17 protein-coding genes are annotated in these 14551 nt (G+C 63.6%); 11 read left to right on the top strand and 6 right to left on the bottom strand.

The annotated features are described in order from the left end of the window. The coding region (locus IB277_RS37060) for a TOBE-like domain-containing protein (protein ID WP_192373309.1) at positions 1 to 443 on the top strand (443 nt) is incomplete at its 5' end. Here the strand turns inward: IB277_RS37060 and IB277_RS37055 are convergent. Then, the gene (locus tag IB277_RS37055; protein WP_192373307.1) at positions 440 to 769 is read right to left on the bottom strand and encodes a YciI family protein; all 330 of its coding nucleotides are present in this window, start codon (positions 767 to 769) and stop codon (positions 440 to 442) included. The two genes, IB277_RS37060 and IB277_RS37055, sit on opposite strands and share 4 nt — an antisense overlap. Positions 770 to 920: 151 nt before the next feature. Here IB277_RS37055 and IB277_RS37050 point away from each other — a divergent pair, with 151 nt between their 5' ends. From IB277_RS37050 to chrA, 4 genes are all read left to right on the top strand, one after another. Beyond that, the gene (locus IB277_RS37050) at positions 921 to 1187 is read left to right on the top strand and encodes a hypothetical protein (RefSeq protein WP_034799696.1); all 267 of its coding nucleotides are present in this window, start codon (positions 921 to 923) and stop codon (positions 1185 to 1187) included. 190 nt (positions 1188 to 1377) lie between these two features. Further along, a complete protein-coding gene (locus IB277_RS37045; protein WP_034799694.1) occupies positions 1378 to 2136 on the top strand; it encodes an alpha/beta hydrolase in 759 nt (252 codons plus the stop codon). A gap of 287 nt (positions 2137 to 2423) precedes the next feature. Then, positions 2424 to 3245 (top strand): sulfurtransferase/chromate resistance protein, encoded by an 822-nt coding sequence (locus IB277_RS37040; protein WP_034799692.1) that lies wholly within the window; start codon positions 2424 to 2426, stop codon positions 3243 to 3245. A gap of 1 nt (position 3246) precedes the next feature. Further along, entirely contained in the window at positions 3247 to 4653 is a 1407-nt protein-coding gene (gene chrA, locus IB277_RS37035) for a chromate efflux transporter (protein ID WP_034799690.1), read from the top strand. A gap of 15 nt (positions 4654 to 4668) precedes the next feature. On the opposite strand, the gene IB277_RS37030 is transcribed toward chrA, so the two are convergent. Next, positions 4669 to 4863 carry a hypothetical protein gene (locus IB277_RS37030; protein ID WP_034799687.1) on the bottom strand — a complete coding sequence of 65 codons (195 nt, stop codon included), beginning with the start codon at positions 4861 to 4863 and terminating at the stop codon, positions 4669 to 4671. 237 nt (positions 4864 to 5100) lie between these two features. Here IB277_RS37030 and IB277_RS37025 point away from each other — a divergent pair, with 237 nt between their 5' ends. From IB277_RS37025 to IB277_RS37000, 6 genes are all read left to right on the top strand, one after another. Further along, positions 5101 to 6129, top strand: a complete 1029-nt coding sequence (locus IB277_RS37025; protein WP_034799685.1) for a nitronate monooxygenase family protein — start codon at positions 5101 to 5103, stop codon at positions 6127 to 6129. Positions 6130 to 6236: 107 nt separating this feature from the next. Continuing rightward, positions 6237 to 7169, top strand: a complete 933-nt coding sequence (locus IB277_RS37020) for a LysR family transcriptional regulator (RefSeq protein ID WP_060518118.1) — start codon at positions 6237 to 6239, stop codon at positions 7167 to 7169. A gap of 143 nt (positions 7170 to 7312) precedes the next feature. Further along, positions 7313 to 8026 carry an SDR family NAD(P)-dependent oxidoreductase gene (locus tag IB277_RS37015; RefSeq protein WP_034799680.1) on the top strand — a complete coding sequence of 238 codons (714 nt, stop codon included), beginning with the start codon at positions 7313 to 7315 and terminating at the stop codon, positions 8024 to 8026. Between the two features lie 64 nt (positions 8027 to 8090). Continuing rightward, complete coding sequence (locus IB277_RS37010; RefSeq protein WP_034799678.1) at positions 8091 to 8330, top strand: 4-oxalocrotonate tautomerase family protein; 240 nt, start codon at positions 8091 to 8093, stop codon at positions 8328 to 8330. A gap of 238 nt (positions 8331 to 8568) precedes the next feature. Next, positions 8569 to 9309 carry a response regulator gene (locus IB277_RS37005; RefSeq protein ID WP_034799675.1) on the top strand — a complete coding sequence of 247 codons (741 nt, stop codon included), beginning with the start codon at positions 8569 to 8571 and terminating at the stop codon, positions 9307 to 9309. After that, a complete protein-coding gene (locus IB277_RS37000) occupies positions 9306 to 10634 on the top strand; it encodes a HAMP domain-containing sensor histidine kinase (protein WP_060518122.1) in 1329 nt (442 codons plus the stop codon). Before IB277_RS37005 ends, IB277_RS37000 begins: the two co-directional genes overlap by 4 nt. A 188-nt stretch (positions 10635 to 10822) precedes the next feature. On the opposite strand, the gene IB277_RS36995 is transcribed toward IB277_RS37000, so the two are convergent. The 4 genes from IB277_RS36995 to IB277_RS36980 all read right to left on the bottom strand — a co-directional run bounded on the left by IB277_RS36995 (position 10823) and on the right by IB277_RS36980 (position 14421). Continuing rightward, positions 10823 to 11239 carry an organic hydroperoxide resistance protein gene (locus IB277_RS36995; RefSeq protein ID WP_034799671.1) on the bottom strand — a complete coding sequence of 139 codons (417 nt, stop codon included), beginning with the start codon at positions 11237 to 11239 and terminating at the stop codon, positions 10823 to 10825. Between the two features lie 306 nt (positions 11240 to 11545). After that, a complete protein-coding gene (locus tag IB277_RS36990) occupies positions 11546 to 12598 on the bottom strand; it encodes an alpha/beta fold hydrolase (RefSeq protein WP_134887925.1) in 1053 nt (350 codons plus the stop codon). 154 nt (positions 12599 to 12752) lie between these two features. After that, entirely contained in the window at positions 12753 to 13694 is a 942-nt protein-coding gene (locus IB277_RS36985; protein ID WP_134887926.1) for a GlxA family transcriptional regulator, read from the bottom strand. A gap of 88 nt (positions 13695 to 13782) precedes the next feature. Next, positions 13783 to 14421, bottom strand: a complete 639-nt coding sequence (locus tag IB277_RS36980) for a VOC family protein (protein ID WP_134887927.1) — start codon at positions 14419 to 14421, stop codon at positions 13783 to 13785. Positions 14422 to 14551 lie beyond the last annotated feature (130 nt).

The following is a 14551-nucleotide window of genomic DNA, read 5'->3' as shown; positions in this document are numbered from 1 at the left end:
TCATCGGCCAGTCGAACTGCCTCAATGTTACGCTGCAGAACGGCGAGATCTGGTTCGAGGATCGGCCGATCGGGCTGCGCGCCCCGTCCGAGCCCGACGGCCCCGCGAAACTGCACTTCCGCCCGCATGACATCGAGTTGGTCGACGGCTCCGGCGGTTGCCTTGCCGGCCTCGTTGCCGCCAGCCGCCGGGTTGCCGGCACCCGTCATCTCGAACTCGACCTTGGCCGCAACCATCCGCATGTCGAGATCGAACTCTCGCCCGAGCGCGCCGCTGCCGGCGACCACAGCCGCATCGCCTTCCGACCGACAAAGTGGAAGATCTTCAGGGAAGGTCGACCGGAGATGAAGATCGCTCCGGCCGGAGCCACGGAATCCCAGCGCCAGACGGCCGATGAGGCCGAATCCATGCTCGCCGCTCAGGTCTCCTGGGCGACTCCCTAAGGAAGTTTAAGCGGCCAGATTTCGACCACGCCGTGAGCAACGGCGCAGGGTGTCTGCGAAACCAGGGCGATGGCTTCGTCGAGATCGGCCGCTTCGATCACCGCGAAACCGGCCACCGGCAACGGGGATGACAGGAACGGACCATTCTTGGTTTCGACCCGCGCCGCATCCGCATTGCGCACCTGCACGGGCGCGCCGGCAATCCCCATCAACACGCCATCGGCCTGAAGTCGCGCGTCATGCGCATGCGCCGCATCGCGCACCACTGCCGCCGTGCGATCGTAGCCGACGCGATCGCCGTATCCGATGGTGATAAATTTCGGCATGAACCTCTTCCTTCAAGTTGCCAGAGAAAAAACGCGCCTACCTCTGACGGGCTAATTGACAGCCCGGCCTTCAGGCCGTTCCGTTGAAGGAACGCGGATGCGCCGGGAAAGTTGCGACGCCGGTGCACAGCGTCAAAAGAGGGAGGATCCGATGCCGACCATCATCGCCCATCACAACATTACCAAAGGCGCCGATCACTGGCTGAAATCGCCGAGACGCAAGGAACTCTTCGGCGCGCTCGGCATCACCAACATCCGGACCTTCGTCGACCCAAAGGACCCGACGCGCGTGGCCGTCATGATGGATGTTCCCGATATTGGCGCCCTCTCGCAGGCGATGCAAAGCCAGGCTGCGGTGGACGCCATGGCCTATGACGGGGTTGTGCCGTCATCGCTTGTGATCCTGGTTGAATCGTAGCGCGCCTTCGCGCGGTGTGCCTCTGTACCTTGCCACGCAGGGTGAAAGACCGCGCTTCGGCCTCTCGCCATGGCGTCGAGATTGAGCCGCTACAATGCGGTACATATTGCGGCGAAGACCGACACATCCGGGATACCTCGCCTGAACAGATTGCGATCGTTGCCTCACGAACAGAAGAAGGAACGATCGCATGAACCACCGCATCCTCCCGACCATCGCGCTTGCCTTGGCGACAAGCGTCGTCGCTTTCGCAGCGCAAGCAGCCGAGATCAAGAACATCGTCATCGTTCACGGCGCTTTTGCCGACGGTTCCGGCTGGAGAGAAGCCTCCGAAATCCTCGGGCGCCGCGGCTTCAACGTGACCGTCGTCCAGGAGCCGCTGACGTCGCTCGGCGCGGACATCGAGGCGACGAACCGCATCCTCGATCTCCAGGATGGCCCGACCCTGCTCGTCGGCCACAGCTATGGCGGCATGGTCATCACCGAGGCCGGACACCATAGCAAGGTCGAAGGCCTGGTCTATGTGGCCGCCTTTCAGCCCGACAAGGGCGAAAACCTTGCAGCGCTCGCCGGATCGAAACCTGCGGCCGCCATGAGCGTGCGCGAAACCCCGGACGGCAAGTATCTCTATCTCGACCCAAAGGCGTTTCCGGCCGACTTCGCCGCCGATTTGCCTGCGGCGGAGGCGGCCTTTGCGGCGAAATCGCAGGTCCTTGCCGCCAAGGAGGTCTTCGCCGCCAAGGTCGGCGACCCCGCCTGGCGCACCAAGAAAAGCTGGTCGATCGTCGCGACCGATGACCGCGCCATCAACCCGGACCTGGAGAGAAGCATGGCCAAGCGCGCCGGCAGCCAGGTGACCGAAATCAAGGCCAGCCACGCTGTCTTTGCGTCGCAACCGGAGAAGGTTGCGGGCGTCATCGAGGCCGCAGCCAACGAGGCCGGCAAATAGCCCGAATGCCGTTCTCCGCGACCTGAGTGTGACCTTCGGCACTCAGGTCGCTTCCTTGACGGTAACTGAGATCTGCCGCCAAAGACCTGTAACAATCCTTCGGTAGTTTGCCTCGGATCACGCCTCAGTGCGAAGCGCTTTCGCCATGTCCCGTAAAGTCGCCGCCGAAGCGCGGCTTGACAGCGTGCGGCCAACGGCGGCAAACTTCGCGGATGGGGGTGCGATCACCCCATGAGGCGCCAGCCGAAGCATCGCGTCCATAGAACCGCTCATCCGGAGGACGCGTCATGTCGTCGTATCTCGAAATATCATCGGAAAAACTCGCTCGCCTCATCGGCACGCCGAACTGTCCCGCGCTGATCGACGTTCGCGTCGACGAGGACTTCGACGCCGATCCACGTCTCGTCCCGGGATCCGCCCGGCGCGACTATCGCACTGTGCAGGACTGGACACACGACGTCGACAAAGCGTCGGCGATCGTCATCTGCCAGCAGGGCAAGAAGCTCAGCCATGGCGTTGCCGCCTGGCTGCGCAATGCCGGCATCTCCGCCGATGTGCTCGAAGGCGGGTTCGAGGCGTGGGTCGAAGGCGGCAGCCCCGCCGTGCCGTCTTCGGCTCTACCGGAACGGAACGCCCAAGGGCACACGGTCTGGGTCACCCGGGCGCGGCCGAAGATCGACCGCATCGCCTGCCCCTGGCTGATCCGGCGCTTCGTCGATCCGCATGCCGTTTTCCTTTACGTAGCGCCGTCGGAAGTGGAGATGGTCGGCGAGCGCTTCCGGGCGACACCGTTCGACATCGACGCGCCCGTGCGCTGGAGCCACCGCGGCGAGCGCTGCACCTTCGACGTCATGGTCGAGGAATTCGGGCTTGCCACGGCCCCGTTGCTGCGGCTCGCCAGGATCGTGCGGGCTGCCGATACCGCCCGCCTGGAACTCGCGCCGGAGGCCTCTGGCCTGCTTGCTGCCTCGCTCGGGCTTTCGCGCATGTATGCGGACGATCTGGAACAGCTGGACGCCGGTATGCTGCTCTACGACGCCTTCTATCGCTGGTGCCGGGATGCTACCAACGAGACCCACAACTGGCCCTCGGCCAAGAAGGACGCCTGAGATGACCGACATTGCGGACAGGGCCGCGCCGGGACCGGCGCGGCAACGGGAAAGCCACGGCATCTCCTTCGGCGAAGCGGTCCGGGTCTGGGCGCGGATTGCGGCGCTGAGCTTCGGCGGGCCGGCTGGACAGATCGCCGTCATGCACCGCATCCTGGTCGATGAAAAGCGCTGGATCGGCGAACACCGTTTCCTGCACGCGCTCAACTACTGCATGCTTCTGCCGGGACCCGAGGCGCAACAGCTTGCCGTCTATATCGGCTGGCTCCTGCATCGCACCGCCGGCGGCCTTGTCGCCGGCATCCTCTTCGTGCTTCCGGGGTTCCTCGCGATCCTGGGCCTGAGCTACATCTACGCCGCCTTCGGCAATGTCACGGTCGTCGAGGGCCTTTTCTTCGGTCTGAAGGCCGCGGTGCTCGCGGTCGTCGTTCAGGCCGTCTTCCGCATCGGCGGGCGAGCACTGAAGAACAAGGTGATGATCGGCATTGCCGCAGCCGCCTTCATCGCCATCTTCGTTTTCCGGGTCCCCTTCCCGCTCATCATTCTTGCAGCCGGGGTGCTTGGCTACATCGGTGCACGTTCCGGCTCGGATTTCTTTCGCATCGGCGGAGGCCACAAGGCCAGCACGGGTCCGGTGCTCAAGGACGAAGACTCCGTGCTCGGCGACGAAATTCCCGCGCATGCGCGCCCGAACCTCGCCTGGTCGCTGCGGATCTCGGCGATCCTGCTTGCCCTGTGGCTGGTGCCGCTGGCGTTGCTCGTCGCCATTCTCGGCACGGGCAACGTCTTCAGCCAGATTGGCCTCTTCTTCAGCCAGATGGCGGTGGTCACCTTCGGTGGCGCCTATGCCGTACTTGCCTATGTCGCCCAAGAAGCGGTGCAGCACTACGGCTGGCTGAAGCCGGGCGAGATGCTTGACGGGCTCGGCATGGCCGAGACGACGCCTGGGCCGCTGATCATGGTCGTCCAGTTCGTCGGCTTCATGGGTGCCTATCGCGATCCCGGCACGCTTTCGCCCATGGCGGCTGCGACCCTCGGAGCGATGCTGACGACCTGGGTCACCTTCGTTCCCTGCTTTCTCTGGATCTTCCTGGGCGCGCCCTTCATCGAGCGGTTGCGCAACAACGTCGCGCTGACCGGCGCCATGTCGGCGATCACCGCCGCCGTCGTCGGGGTCATCCTCAACCTTGCGGTCTGGTTTGGCCTGCACACGCTGTTTGCCGAAGTCGCCCCCTGGACGCTCGGGCCGTTGGCGCTCGATATTCCGGTCCTAGGGTCGCTGGTGTTGCCGTCACTGCTGCTGACGCTCGCGGCCGGCGTGGCGATCTTCCGCTTCAATGTGTCGGTCATAACCACGCTGCTTGCCTGCGCGCTCGCCGGCATGGCCTGGACGCTGGCAACGAACTGAGGGCGGAGCCGGCGCTCAGTCGTCGTAGACAGATTGCGGCAGGTGAAATCCCTCCGGCAATTGCGATCCGTAGTGGCGCTCCTCCGGTAATGGCGGCGGAGGCTCGCGGTGCTTTATTGCGCAAGCCGCAAGCACGGCCTTCAGCTGCACGGGCCGGTAGTGTTCGACAAGGCTCGGAAGTGTCTCTTGCTTGTCCGTCTGTCGCGACATCGCGGGCTCCTTGGAAAGGTCTCTCGCCACCGAGCGACAGTGCCAGTCAACCGACTGTGTTGCAACAGTTGCCGCGCGATCGACGGTCCCGAGGGGGCCATCGCCTCCGCCATACCTGCCGCGAGCGACCCACAAGATATTCGGGTAAACTGTGGCGCCTGCCCTTGCGTCCGTAACCGCTCACCCTACCTCTGCAGCGCTGCCAGATGGCAGGCAACACGCAGCGAGGACACGACTATGCAGGGCACCCTTTCGAAACTCGGCCTGAGACATCCCCTGATCGTCGCGCCGATGGCCGGAGGTCCTTCGTCGCCGGCGCTCGTGGCAGCCTCTTCCGCCGCCGGCGCGCTCGGCTCGATCGGCGCGGCCTATTCGAGCCCGCCGGCGATCGTAGAGTTCGCCCAGGCCGTGCGTGCCCGGACAGATTGTCCCTTCGCCATAAACCTCTTCATCCAGCATCCGCAGCCGAAGATCGACGCCGCGGCGCTCGAGCGCGCCCGGCGCGCGACGGCGGGATACCGCGTCGAACTCGGCCTGCCCACGCCGGAATTTGCAGCGCCCTACGAAGAGGATTTCGACGCGCAGTTCGAGGCGGTGCTGCGGGCAAAGCCTGCGGCGCTGAGCTTCGTCTTTGGCGTTCTGCCCGCCGAGCACATGCGCGCTGCTCGTGACGCAGGAATGCTGATCATCGGCACGGCAACGACGCCCGAGGAAGCCCTGGCACTCGAAGAGAGCGGCGTCGATGCCATCACGCTGCAGGGATACGAGGCCGGCGGGCATCGAGGTATCTTCGACCCGTCCGCCGAGGACAGCGAAATCGGCCTTGAAGACCTGCTCGCCTGGAGCCTGGGAAAGGTCAAGGTACCGCTCATCGCCGCGGGGGGGATCATGACGGGTTCCGACATCCAAGCCGTTCTCGCAAAAGGCGCCAGCGCCGTGCAGATGGGTACGGCCTTCCTCAAGACCGCCGAAGCTGGGACGTCGGCCCCCTATCGCGCGGCGCTAGAGGGCACGGAGCGGAAGACGCGAACGACGCGGGCCTTTTCCGGCCGGTTTGCGCGCGGCGTCGAAAACCGTTTCATGAACGAGGTGGATGCCGCCGCCGTAATGCCCTTTCCGGCCCAGAACAAGTTCACGCGTGACATCAGAGCGGCGTCCACCGCGAAGGGGTCGCCAGACTTTCTGTCCTTGTGGTCGGGAACCGGCAAGGGCGAGCTTTGGCAGGGCTCCGCGTCCGATTTGATCGCTCGCCTCTTTCCGGCGTAGCTCAGAAGTTACAGCACTCTCCTATGCAGTGCTGTCGGCCCTTTACTTCCGCCGTCTTGCAGACGAATTCTTGCTGATTGACGTCATCTCTTGCGAAAGTCGGCAGAATGGATCGTATCGATGCGATGAAGGTCTTCGTCACGGCGATTGACGAAGGCAGCCTTGCGGGTGCGGCCCGTCGGCTGAAGCGATCGCCAACGGCCGTCAGCCGCGCGCTGAACCTGCTCGAAGCCCATGTCGGTGTCGAACTGCTGCACCGGACGACCCGCTCGCTGAAACTCAGTGAAGCGGGCCAGCGCTATGCAGCCGCCTGCCGGCGGGTGCTGGTCGATCTCGAAGAGGCCGATATGCTCGCAGGCGGCGAGCGCGCGGCTCCGCGCGGCACGGTAACGATCTCATCGCCGCCGATCCTCGGTGAAGAGATGCTGCGCCCGATCCTCGACGACTTCCTCAATCTCTACCCGGCGGTTTCGGCCAGGTTGCTGCTGCTCGACCGCTTCGTGAACCTTGTCGACGAAGGCGTCGATATCGCGCTGCGCATAGGGCACCTCGCGGATTCTTCGCTGATCTCAACACGCATCGGCGGCGATATCAGGCGCGTCGTCGTCGCTTCCCCACGCTATCTCGCCAGTCATCCCCGCATCGACGAGCCGGCAGACCTCGCCAAGCACCAGATCGTCGCCTTCACCAATTTCGGCCTTGATTCCTGGACCTTTACGCCGACCGAAGGTTCGCTGATCCCGCGCACGGTACAGTTCACGCCGCGCTACATCGTCAACAGCGTGCGCGCAGCGGTCGATTCCGCCGTTGCGGGCACCGGCCTTACCCGGCTCTACTCCTACCATGTCGCGCGCCATGTCCACGACGGACAGTTGAAGATCGTGCTGGCCGATGCCGAGCATCCGCCGATGCCGGTTCATCTTCTTGCACCGCAGGGCCGCATGTCGGTTCCCAAAGTTCGCGCCTTCGCGGATTTCGCCTTGCCGCGTCTCAGGACCGAGTTCGCACGCATGGCGATGGAAGCTGGCACGCTTGACTGATTATGCCGAATTTCGGTTTATTGACTGCCGATTGTCGTCAATTCTCGCACAGATCGGATGGGTCTAAATCTGATTGCACCAACGCCGAGGGCGAAGGGACGGGCTGCACGAACGCCCGTTGCAATCGAAGAAGGATCACATCCATGAGCAACGAACAGAAGGTCGCCATCATCACCGGTGCATCGCAGGGTATCGGCGCCGCCCTGGTGCAGGCCTACCGCGATCGCAACTACCGTGTCATCGCCACGTCGCGCTCGATTAGGGAGAGCGCGGATGCGGGCATCCTCGCCGTTGCAGGCGATATCGGAAATCCCGAGACCGCCGAGCGCGTCGTGCGCCAGGGCCTCGAACGGTTCGGCCGCATCGACACCCTGGTCAACAATGCCGGCGTCTTCACCGCCAAGCCGTTCACGGACTTCACCCAGGAAGACTACGACCTGAACATGAGCGTCAATGTCGCCGGCTTCTTCCATATTACCCAGCACGCCGCCCGCGAGATGCTGAAGCAGGGCTCCGGCCACATCGTCAGCATCACCACCAGCCTCGTCAACCAGCCGATCGCCGGCGTGCCCGCCGCGCTTGCCTCCATCACCAAGGGCGGCCTGAATTCGGTAACCCAGGCGCTCGCGATCGAATTCGCGACTTCAGGCGTTCGCGTCAACGCGGTTTCGCCCGGCATCATCAAGACGCCGATGCACGCGCCGGAAACGCATGCGGCGCTTTCGACACTTCACCCGGTCGGACGAATGGGCGAGATCCGCGATATCGTCGACGCAGTTCTCTACCTGGAGGGTGCCGGCTTCGTAACGGGCGAGATCCTGCATGTGGACGGCGGCCAGAACGCCGGACGCTGGTAGGCCCGTAACTCTCCAAACAAACGCGGCAGCTTGGGTGCCATCAAGTTCCAGAAAGGAGACGGCAATGCCGATCGTAACAGTTCAGGTGACCCGCGAGGGCACCACGCCGGAGCGTCAAACGGTGACGGCGGAGGAAAAGGCCGAGATCATCAAAGGCGTCAGCCAAGTGCTGCTCGACGTGCTCAACAAGCCGCTGGAATCGACCTATGTGGTCATCGAGGAAGTCGACCTCGACAATTGGGGCTGGGGCGGCCTGCCCACCGCCCAGTATCGCGCGCAGCTTGCTGCAAAAGCTAAAGCCTGACGCGATCAGCCACAGTTCCCACGACCCGCCGCTTGACAGCAAGCGGCGGGTTTCCTTTGTGAAATTGTGTCGAAATGTATCTGCAGGCGCTTGCATTACATTCGCATGCAAGTCTGGATGTTGCGAACACACCGACGACATATCCAGAGCGTCAACCAGACAGAGCAAGTGGCACAGCCCCCTCGCCCAGAAGCGGCGGCACCATGCGAAGGCCAAACCGACTTGAGGAGTTTGCTCGATGGAGCATATCGACCATGTGCTGATTGTCGACGACGACCGAGAGATCCGGGAACTCGTGTCGAGCTACCTGAAGAAAAACGGCCTGCGCGCGACCGCGGTCGCCGACGGGCGACAGATGCGCAGCTTCCTCGAAGGCGATACCGTCGATCTGATCGTCCTCGACGTGATGATGCCGGGCGACGACGGGTTGGTGCTCAGCCGCGAGCTGCGCGCCGGCAAGCATAAAGCGATCCCGATCATCATGCTGACCGCCCGCTCGGACGAGATGGATCGCATTCTCGGGCTCGAAATGGGTGCCGACGATTATCTCTCCAAGCCATTCTCCGCGCGCGAACTGCTGGCCCGCATCAAGGCCGTGCTTCGGCGCGCGCGCATGCTGCCGCCCAACCTGCAGATTTCGGAGGCCGGGCAGTTGCTGCGCTTCGGCCGTTGGAAGCTCGACACGACGGCGCGGCACCTGATCGATGCTGATGGCACCGTGATCGCGCTGAGCGGAGCGGAGTATCGGCTGCTGAAGGTGTTCATCGACCACCCCCAGCGCGTGCTCAACCGCGACCAGTTGCTTAATCTCACGCAAGGCCGCGAGGCCGATCTCTTCGACCGCTCGATCGACCTGCTCGTCAGCCGGGTCCGCCAGCGACTCGGCGACGACGCCCGCGAGCCGGCCTACATCAAGACGGTGCGCAGCGAAGGCTATGTCTTCTCGGTGCCGATCGAGATCGTGGAGGCGCGCGAATGACCGCGAACGCTGCTGAAAGAGGCTTTCGACTATGGCCGCGCACGCTCAGGGCGCGGCTCTTTGTTATTCTGCTGGCCGGCCTCGCCATCGCACATGTGATGTCGTTCACAGTTCTGTTCTTCGAGCGCTACATGTCAGCCAAGTCTGTCATGTTCAACACGCTCGAAAACGACATAGCGACCTCGATCGCAATCCTCGACCGCCTGCCCGCTAACGAGCGTGCCTCCTGGCTCAATCGCCTCAGCCGCGACAACTACGGCTTCATTCTCGGACCGGGCGTGCCCGGCAACGCGTCGGTCGATCCGGCCACCGCGGAGCTCTCCGCCAACATCCAGCGCGCGACTGGCCCGAAATATCCGGTCACCATCGAGACGATCCCCGGCGATCGCCGCCACGTGCAGGCGCATCTGACATTGAGCGACGGCTCGCCGCTGACGATCGACGTCTATCCCAAGGGGGTAATGCCGCTCGCCGACTGGCTGCCTTACGTGCTGCTGGCGCAACTCGCGCTTCTGCTTTTCTGCAGCTGGTTTGCCATGCGGCAGGCCGTCCGCCCGCTCGTCAACCTTGCCGCAGCGGCCGACACGCTCGACCCAAACCGCAACACGCCGCGGCTCAGTGAGACCGGCCCGACGGAGGTCGCCTATGCGGCAACCGCTTTCAATGCCATGCGCGACCGCATCGCCCAGTATCTTGAAGAACGTGTCCAGATCCTTGCAGCCATTTCCCACGACCTGCAGACGCCGATCACCCGCATGAAGCTGCGCGCGGAAATGGCCGAGGATTTCGCCGATCGGGAGAAGCTGATCCAAGACCTCGGCCAGATCGAAAGCCTGGTGAAAGAAGGCGTTGCCTATGCCCGCAGCGCCCACGGCAATGTCGAGAAATCGACGCGCGTCGACCTCGCCTCATTTATTGAAAGCCTCGTCTACGATTATCAGGACACCGGCAAGTCCGTCAGCGCCAGCGATATCGATGGCGGCACGGTCACAACCCGGCCGCAGGCGCTCAGGCGCATTCTCACCAACCTCGTCGACAACGCGCTCAAATTCGCAGGCAGCGCCGAGATCGAGGCACGGCGGCTTGCTGACGATACGGTGGTTATCAGCGTGCTCGACCGCGGGCCGGGCATCCCGGATGATCAACTGGGCGCCGTTTTGAAACCCTTCGTCCGGCTGGAGGATTCCCGCAATCGCGAGACCGGCGGGACCGGACTTGGTCTCGCCATCGCCCAGCAGTTGGCAGTCTCCATCAACGCGTCTCTGACCTTGCGCAATCGTGACGGCGGCGGCCTTTTGGGCGAGCTGGTGATCCGCCCTCAGTAGAGAGGAGTTTCATAAAACGCCGTATAATGCGATATAAAACAATCGCATATATTATTTTCCTAATGTCACGATTGAGATCAAAAGCTCAAGAAGAATAGGCTTGCCGGGCTCGGCCACGCCCATGGCCGATGCAAAAGAGCGGCGACCCTGATGGTCGCCGCTCCGGAGGTGACAAGAGGTAGTGCTGATCAGACGAGATTGATCGTCACGTCAATGTTGCCCCGGGTCGCCTTGGAATAGGGGCAGGTCTGGTGCGCGGCATCGACGAGCCGACGCGCGACGTCGGCGTCGATCCCCGGTAGGCTGACATTCAGCCGTGCCTTCAGGAAGTAGCCGCCGTCGCGGTTCAGCAGATCCACTTCGGCATCAACGGCGACGTCGGCGGGAAGCGCGACCTTCGACTGGCCAGCCGCCAGACCGATCGCGCCGATGAAACACGCGGACCAACCGGCGGCAAAAAGTTGCTCCGGGTTCGTCCCCGGCCGGGAACTGCCGGGCGTGGAAAGCTTGGTGTCCAGGCGTCCGTCGTCGCTGCGGGCAGCGCCGTCGCGGCCGCCGGTCGTGTGGGTCTTGCCGGTGTAGAGTACCTTTTCAGCTGCGCTCATGGTGTTTTCCTTTCAACAGGTTTGCCGTCCGGGCCCGATTGCCCTGCGACTGTCGAGACGCATCTGGCGCCCTCAAAATGTATCGGATGTTTCATCGACGCCCGAAAATGTATGGAAACCTGCCCAGGTGCCGGCGCCGATACACGCTGATACGAAGTCCATCCGAAAGTGGTTGTCGCCCATTGCGCCACACCAGCATGACGCGGCGCCGCATCCGGCGGGCCCTGTCTCCAATCACCGCGCACAAAAAAACGCGGGGCCGGCGAACCGGATCCCCGCGCCTCCACGCAATCTGCGGGAGAAAAACTAGAAACGATCGACGGCGACAATTGCCTCGGCAAAAGCGAGCGGCGCCTCCTGCGGCAGGTTATGGCCGATGCCGCCGGCAAGCAGCCGATGCTCGTATCTGCCGGAAAAACGCTTGGCGTAGGCGGCGGGATCGGGATGCGGCGCGCCATTGGCGTCGCCCTCAAGCGTGATGGTCGGGACGGTAATGGTAGGGAACTGCGCCAGCCGCTTTTCGAGGTCGTCGTACTGTGCTTCCCCCTCGGCCAGGCTGAGCCGCCAACGGTAGTTGTGGATCGAGATATCGACATGATCGGGGTTTTCAAGCGCCTCGGCACTCCTGTCGAAAGTGGCGTCGTCGAAGTTCCACTTGGGCGAGGCAAGCTTCCAGATCAGCCGGGCGAATTCCTTTCGGTTCTGCTTGTAGCCCTCATAGCCCCGCTCGGTGGCGAAGTAGAACTGGTACCACCAGGCAAGCTCGCCCTGCGGCGAAAGTGGCTTCCTGTTCACCTCCTGGCTGCCGATGAGATAGCCGCTGACGGAGACCAGCGCCTTGCAGCGCTCGGGCCACAGGGCCGCGATGATGTTGGCGGTTCGCGCACCCCAGTCGCAGCCGCCGATGACCGCCTTCTCGATCTTGAGCGCGTCCATCAGGGCAATGATATCCGTTGCGATCACAGCCTGCTGGCCGTTCCTTGGAGTCTCGGCGGACAGGAACCGAGTCGTGCCATAGCCGCGCAGATAGGGAACGATGACGCGATAGCCGGCATTGGCGAGCACCGTCGCCACGTCCACATAGGTGTGAACGTCATAGGGCCAGCCGTGCAGCAGGATCACGGCAGGAGCATCGCTGGCGCCAAGTTCGGCGTAGCCGACGTTGAGCACGCCCGCATCGATCTGCTTGAGGACGGGGAAGGACTTGTTCGTGCCCGGGGCGACGGCGGGTAGGCGCGGCGCCTCACCGGCTCCCGCTTGCGCTCTGACCGCGCCAGCCGATGCGAACTGCGTTGCCGCCAGCGAGAGTGCGATTGCGCCGATGAAACGACGGCGCGGGTGGTTGATTTCGTCCGACATTGACTACCCTCCGGGGAACTGAACTGGCATCACAAATGGAGTGCTGGTGTATCTGGGGCGTGTGCTTGGCGGCGTCCTATTGAAAGCACGTGTAGAAACCGCAGGGGCTGGATACACGGCGATACAATCGCATTTTCAAGGCAGGTTATTACCGTCAGGCAACGCCTTCGCGCGCATTGCGTCGGATCGTCTGGGGCGGCTGCCCGAGCGTGCGCAGGAAGGCCCGGCGCATGCGGTCGCTATCGGAAAAACCGGTCTGCTCGGCAATCACGTCCATCGAGTGACGCCCCTGCTCCATCAAGAGCCGCGCGGCTTCCACCCGCAGATGCTCGACCGCTTTTGCCGGCGACTGGCCGGTCTCCGAACGGAAGGCGCGACTGAACTGGCGCGCACTTAAGCCCGCGGCGTCCGCGAGTTCGTCTACCGAGAGGACGTTTCGCAGGTTGGCCTTGGCGTAATTGACCGACTTCTGAATGCGGTCCGACTTCGGATCGAGTTCCAGCAGGGCGGAAAACTGCGACTGGCCGCCGGCGCGCCGGTGATAGACGACGAGCTTGCGTGCCACCTGACGGGCGACATCCTCGCCATGGTCCTTCTCGATCATCGCCAGCGCGAGATCAATGCTTGCCGTCATGCCGGCCGAGGTCCACACGCTGCCATCGACGATGAAGATACGATCCTCCTCGACCTTGACCTCGGGAAATCGCTCGCGCAGTTGACGGGCGAACACCCAATGGGTCGTGGCGCGACGACCGTCGAGCAGTCCGGACTCGGCGAGGATGAAGGCGCCTGTGCAAGGGGCTGCCACCCGGCGCGAGACCTCCAAGGCATGGCGCGCGAAGGCGGCGAGTCCCGGCGTTACCGGCTCGATCACGGCGCCCGCGCCGAACATGACGGTGTCATAGACCGCGTCGTCGAAGGCCTTCGTGAGCACGCCGAAGCCGGCGGACGCCTTGATCTCGCCGCCGGCCTCCGACAGCAATTCGATCGCATAGGCTGGTTCGCCAAGCGTCAGGTTGGCGATCTCGAAGGCGGTGACCGCCGCGAACCCCATGAGCTGAAATCCCGGAAAGACGACGTAGCCGATCCTGTGCATCTCACACCACCCCTGTCCGACTCTGTCTGGAATGGCCGCTTATAGCAGATTTACGCCATGGAGGAAACGCGACGGTCATGGCCGGCGCTCATTCGGGAAGCGGCTTGCCCGCATGTTCGGCCACCATGTAGGCCGCATACCAATCCGGCCAGTTATGGTCGTGCTCACCACCGTTGCGCTTCTCGTGCTCGCCATGGGCGGCGGCAGCGCGACGCAGGGCCCCCGCAAGGTCACCGACGGAAGCAAAGTCCGTCACCTCGGTATCCACACGCCCGGGCAGACGTTCGGTCACCTCTTGCAGCAGCCAGCCGTTGCCGTCGGGGTCGCTGAAGGTGGCATAGGAGCGGTAGCTGCGGCGCGCGGGATCGCGTCCGCTGATCGCTGGCTTTCCGGGGCCCTCGCGGTGGAAGATGTCGCTGACCTCGGCGCCCCGTTCGACGAGTTCCGCACGCGCGGCTTCGATATCCGAAACGACCAGATAGAGGCCGCTCGCCGAACCGGGCGTAGCCGAGGTCAGCCCGGTGCCGAAGTGGATCGATGCCGGCGAGCCCGGGGGAGTGAACTGCACAACGCGAAACGCATCGCCGACGGGAAAGTCGGCATCGAGCCGCCAATCGAGGCGACCGTAGAAATTTTTGGCGCGATCGACATCCGCGACCGGAATGACGGCGACCTCGAACTTCAGATCGACCGATGGTGCTCTGTTGTTGCTATCTGCACCTGTCATGACACTTCTCCAATGAAAGAACGCAAGGGGCAGAACGCCTTGAGTTGGCGGCTTTCCTTGGGTTCGGTTTTGTTCTGACCGGCCTTTTTGCCGATCGGCTCAATGGTCTTCGTTCCGCTGGACAGGGCCG

Source organism: Ensifer sp. ENS07 (genome assembly GCF_014852185.1).
Taxonomy (GTDB): domain Bacteria; phylum Pseudomonadota; class Alphaproteobacteria; order Rhizobiales; family Rhizobiaceae; genus Ensifer; species Ensifer adhaerens.
Note: the sequence above shows the minus strand (reverse complement) of the source record. Positions and strands in the feature narration are given on the sequence as shown.

Bases quoted from the DNA above. Each gene is read 5' to 3' on its own strand.
- IB277_RS37015 (WP_034799680.1), top strand. From the start codon at position 7,313: ATGAGCAACGAACAGAAGGTCGCCATCATCACCGGTGCATCGCAGGGT.
- IB277_RS37025 (WP_034799685.1), top strand. From the start codon at position 5,101: ATGCAGGGCACCCTTTCGAAACTCGGCCTGAGACATCCCCTGATCGTC.
- IB277_RS36995 (WP_034799671.1), bottom strand. From the start codon at position 11,239: ATGAGCGCAGCTGAAAAGGTACTCTACACCGGCAAGACCCACACGACC.
- IB277_RS37020 (WP_060518118.1), top strand. From the start codon at position 6,237: ATGGATCGTATCGATGCGATGAAGGTCTTCGTCACGGCGATTGACGAA.
- IB277_RS37055 (WP_192373307.1), bottom strand. From the start codon at position 769: ATGCCGAAATTTATCACCATCGGATACGGCGATCGCGTCGGCTACGAT.
- IB277_RS36990 (WP_134887925.1), bottom strand. From the start codon at position 12,598: ATGTCGGACGAAATCAACCACCCGCGCCGTCGTTTCATCGGCGCAATC.
- IB277_RS37010 (WP_034799678.1), top strand. From the start codon at position 8,091: ATGCCGATCGTAACAGTTCAGGTGACCCGCGAGGGCACCACGCCGGAG.
- IB277_RS36985 (WP_134887926.1), bottom strand. From the start codon at position 13,694: ATGCACAGGATCGGCTACGTCGTCTTTCCGGGATTTCAGCTCATGGGG.
- IB277_RS37040 (WP_034799692.1), top strand. From the start codon at position 2,424: ATGTCGTCGTATCTCGAAATATCATCGGAAAAACTCGCTCGCCTCATC.
- IB277_RS37050 (WP_034799696.1), top strand. From the start codon at position 921: ATGCCGACCATCATCGCCCATCACAACATTACCAAAGGCGCCGATCAC.
- IB277_RS37030 (WP_034799687.1), bottom strand. From the start codon at position 4,863: ATGTCGCGACAGACGGACAAGCAAGAGACACTTCCGAGCCTTGTCGAA.
- IB277_RS37000 (WP_060518122.1), top strand. From the start codon at position 9,306: ATGACCGCGAACGCTGCTGAAAGAGGCTTTCGACTATGGCCGCGCACG.
- chrA (WP_034799690.1), top strand. From the start codon at position 3,247: ATGACCGACATTGCGGACAGGGCCGCGCCGGGACCGGCGCGGCAACGG.
- IB277_RS37045 (WP_034799694.1), top strand. From the start codon at position 1,378: ATGAACCACCGCATCCTCCCGACCATCGCGCTTGCCTTGGCGACAAGC.
- IB277_RS37005 (WP_034799675.1), top strand. From the start codon at position 8,569: ATGGAGCATATCGACCATGTGCTGATTGTCGACGACGACCGAGAGATC.
- IB277_RS36980 (WP_134887927.1), bottom strand. From the start codon at position 14,421: ATGACAGGTGCAGATAGCAACAACAGAGCACCATCGGTCGATCTGAAG.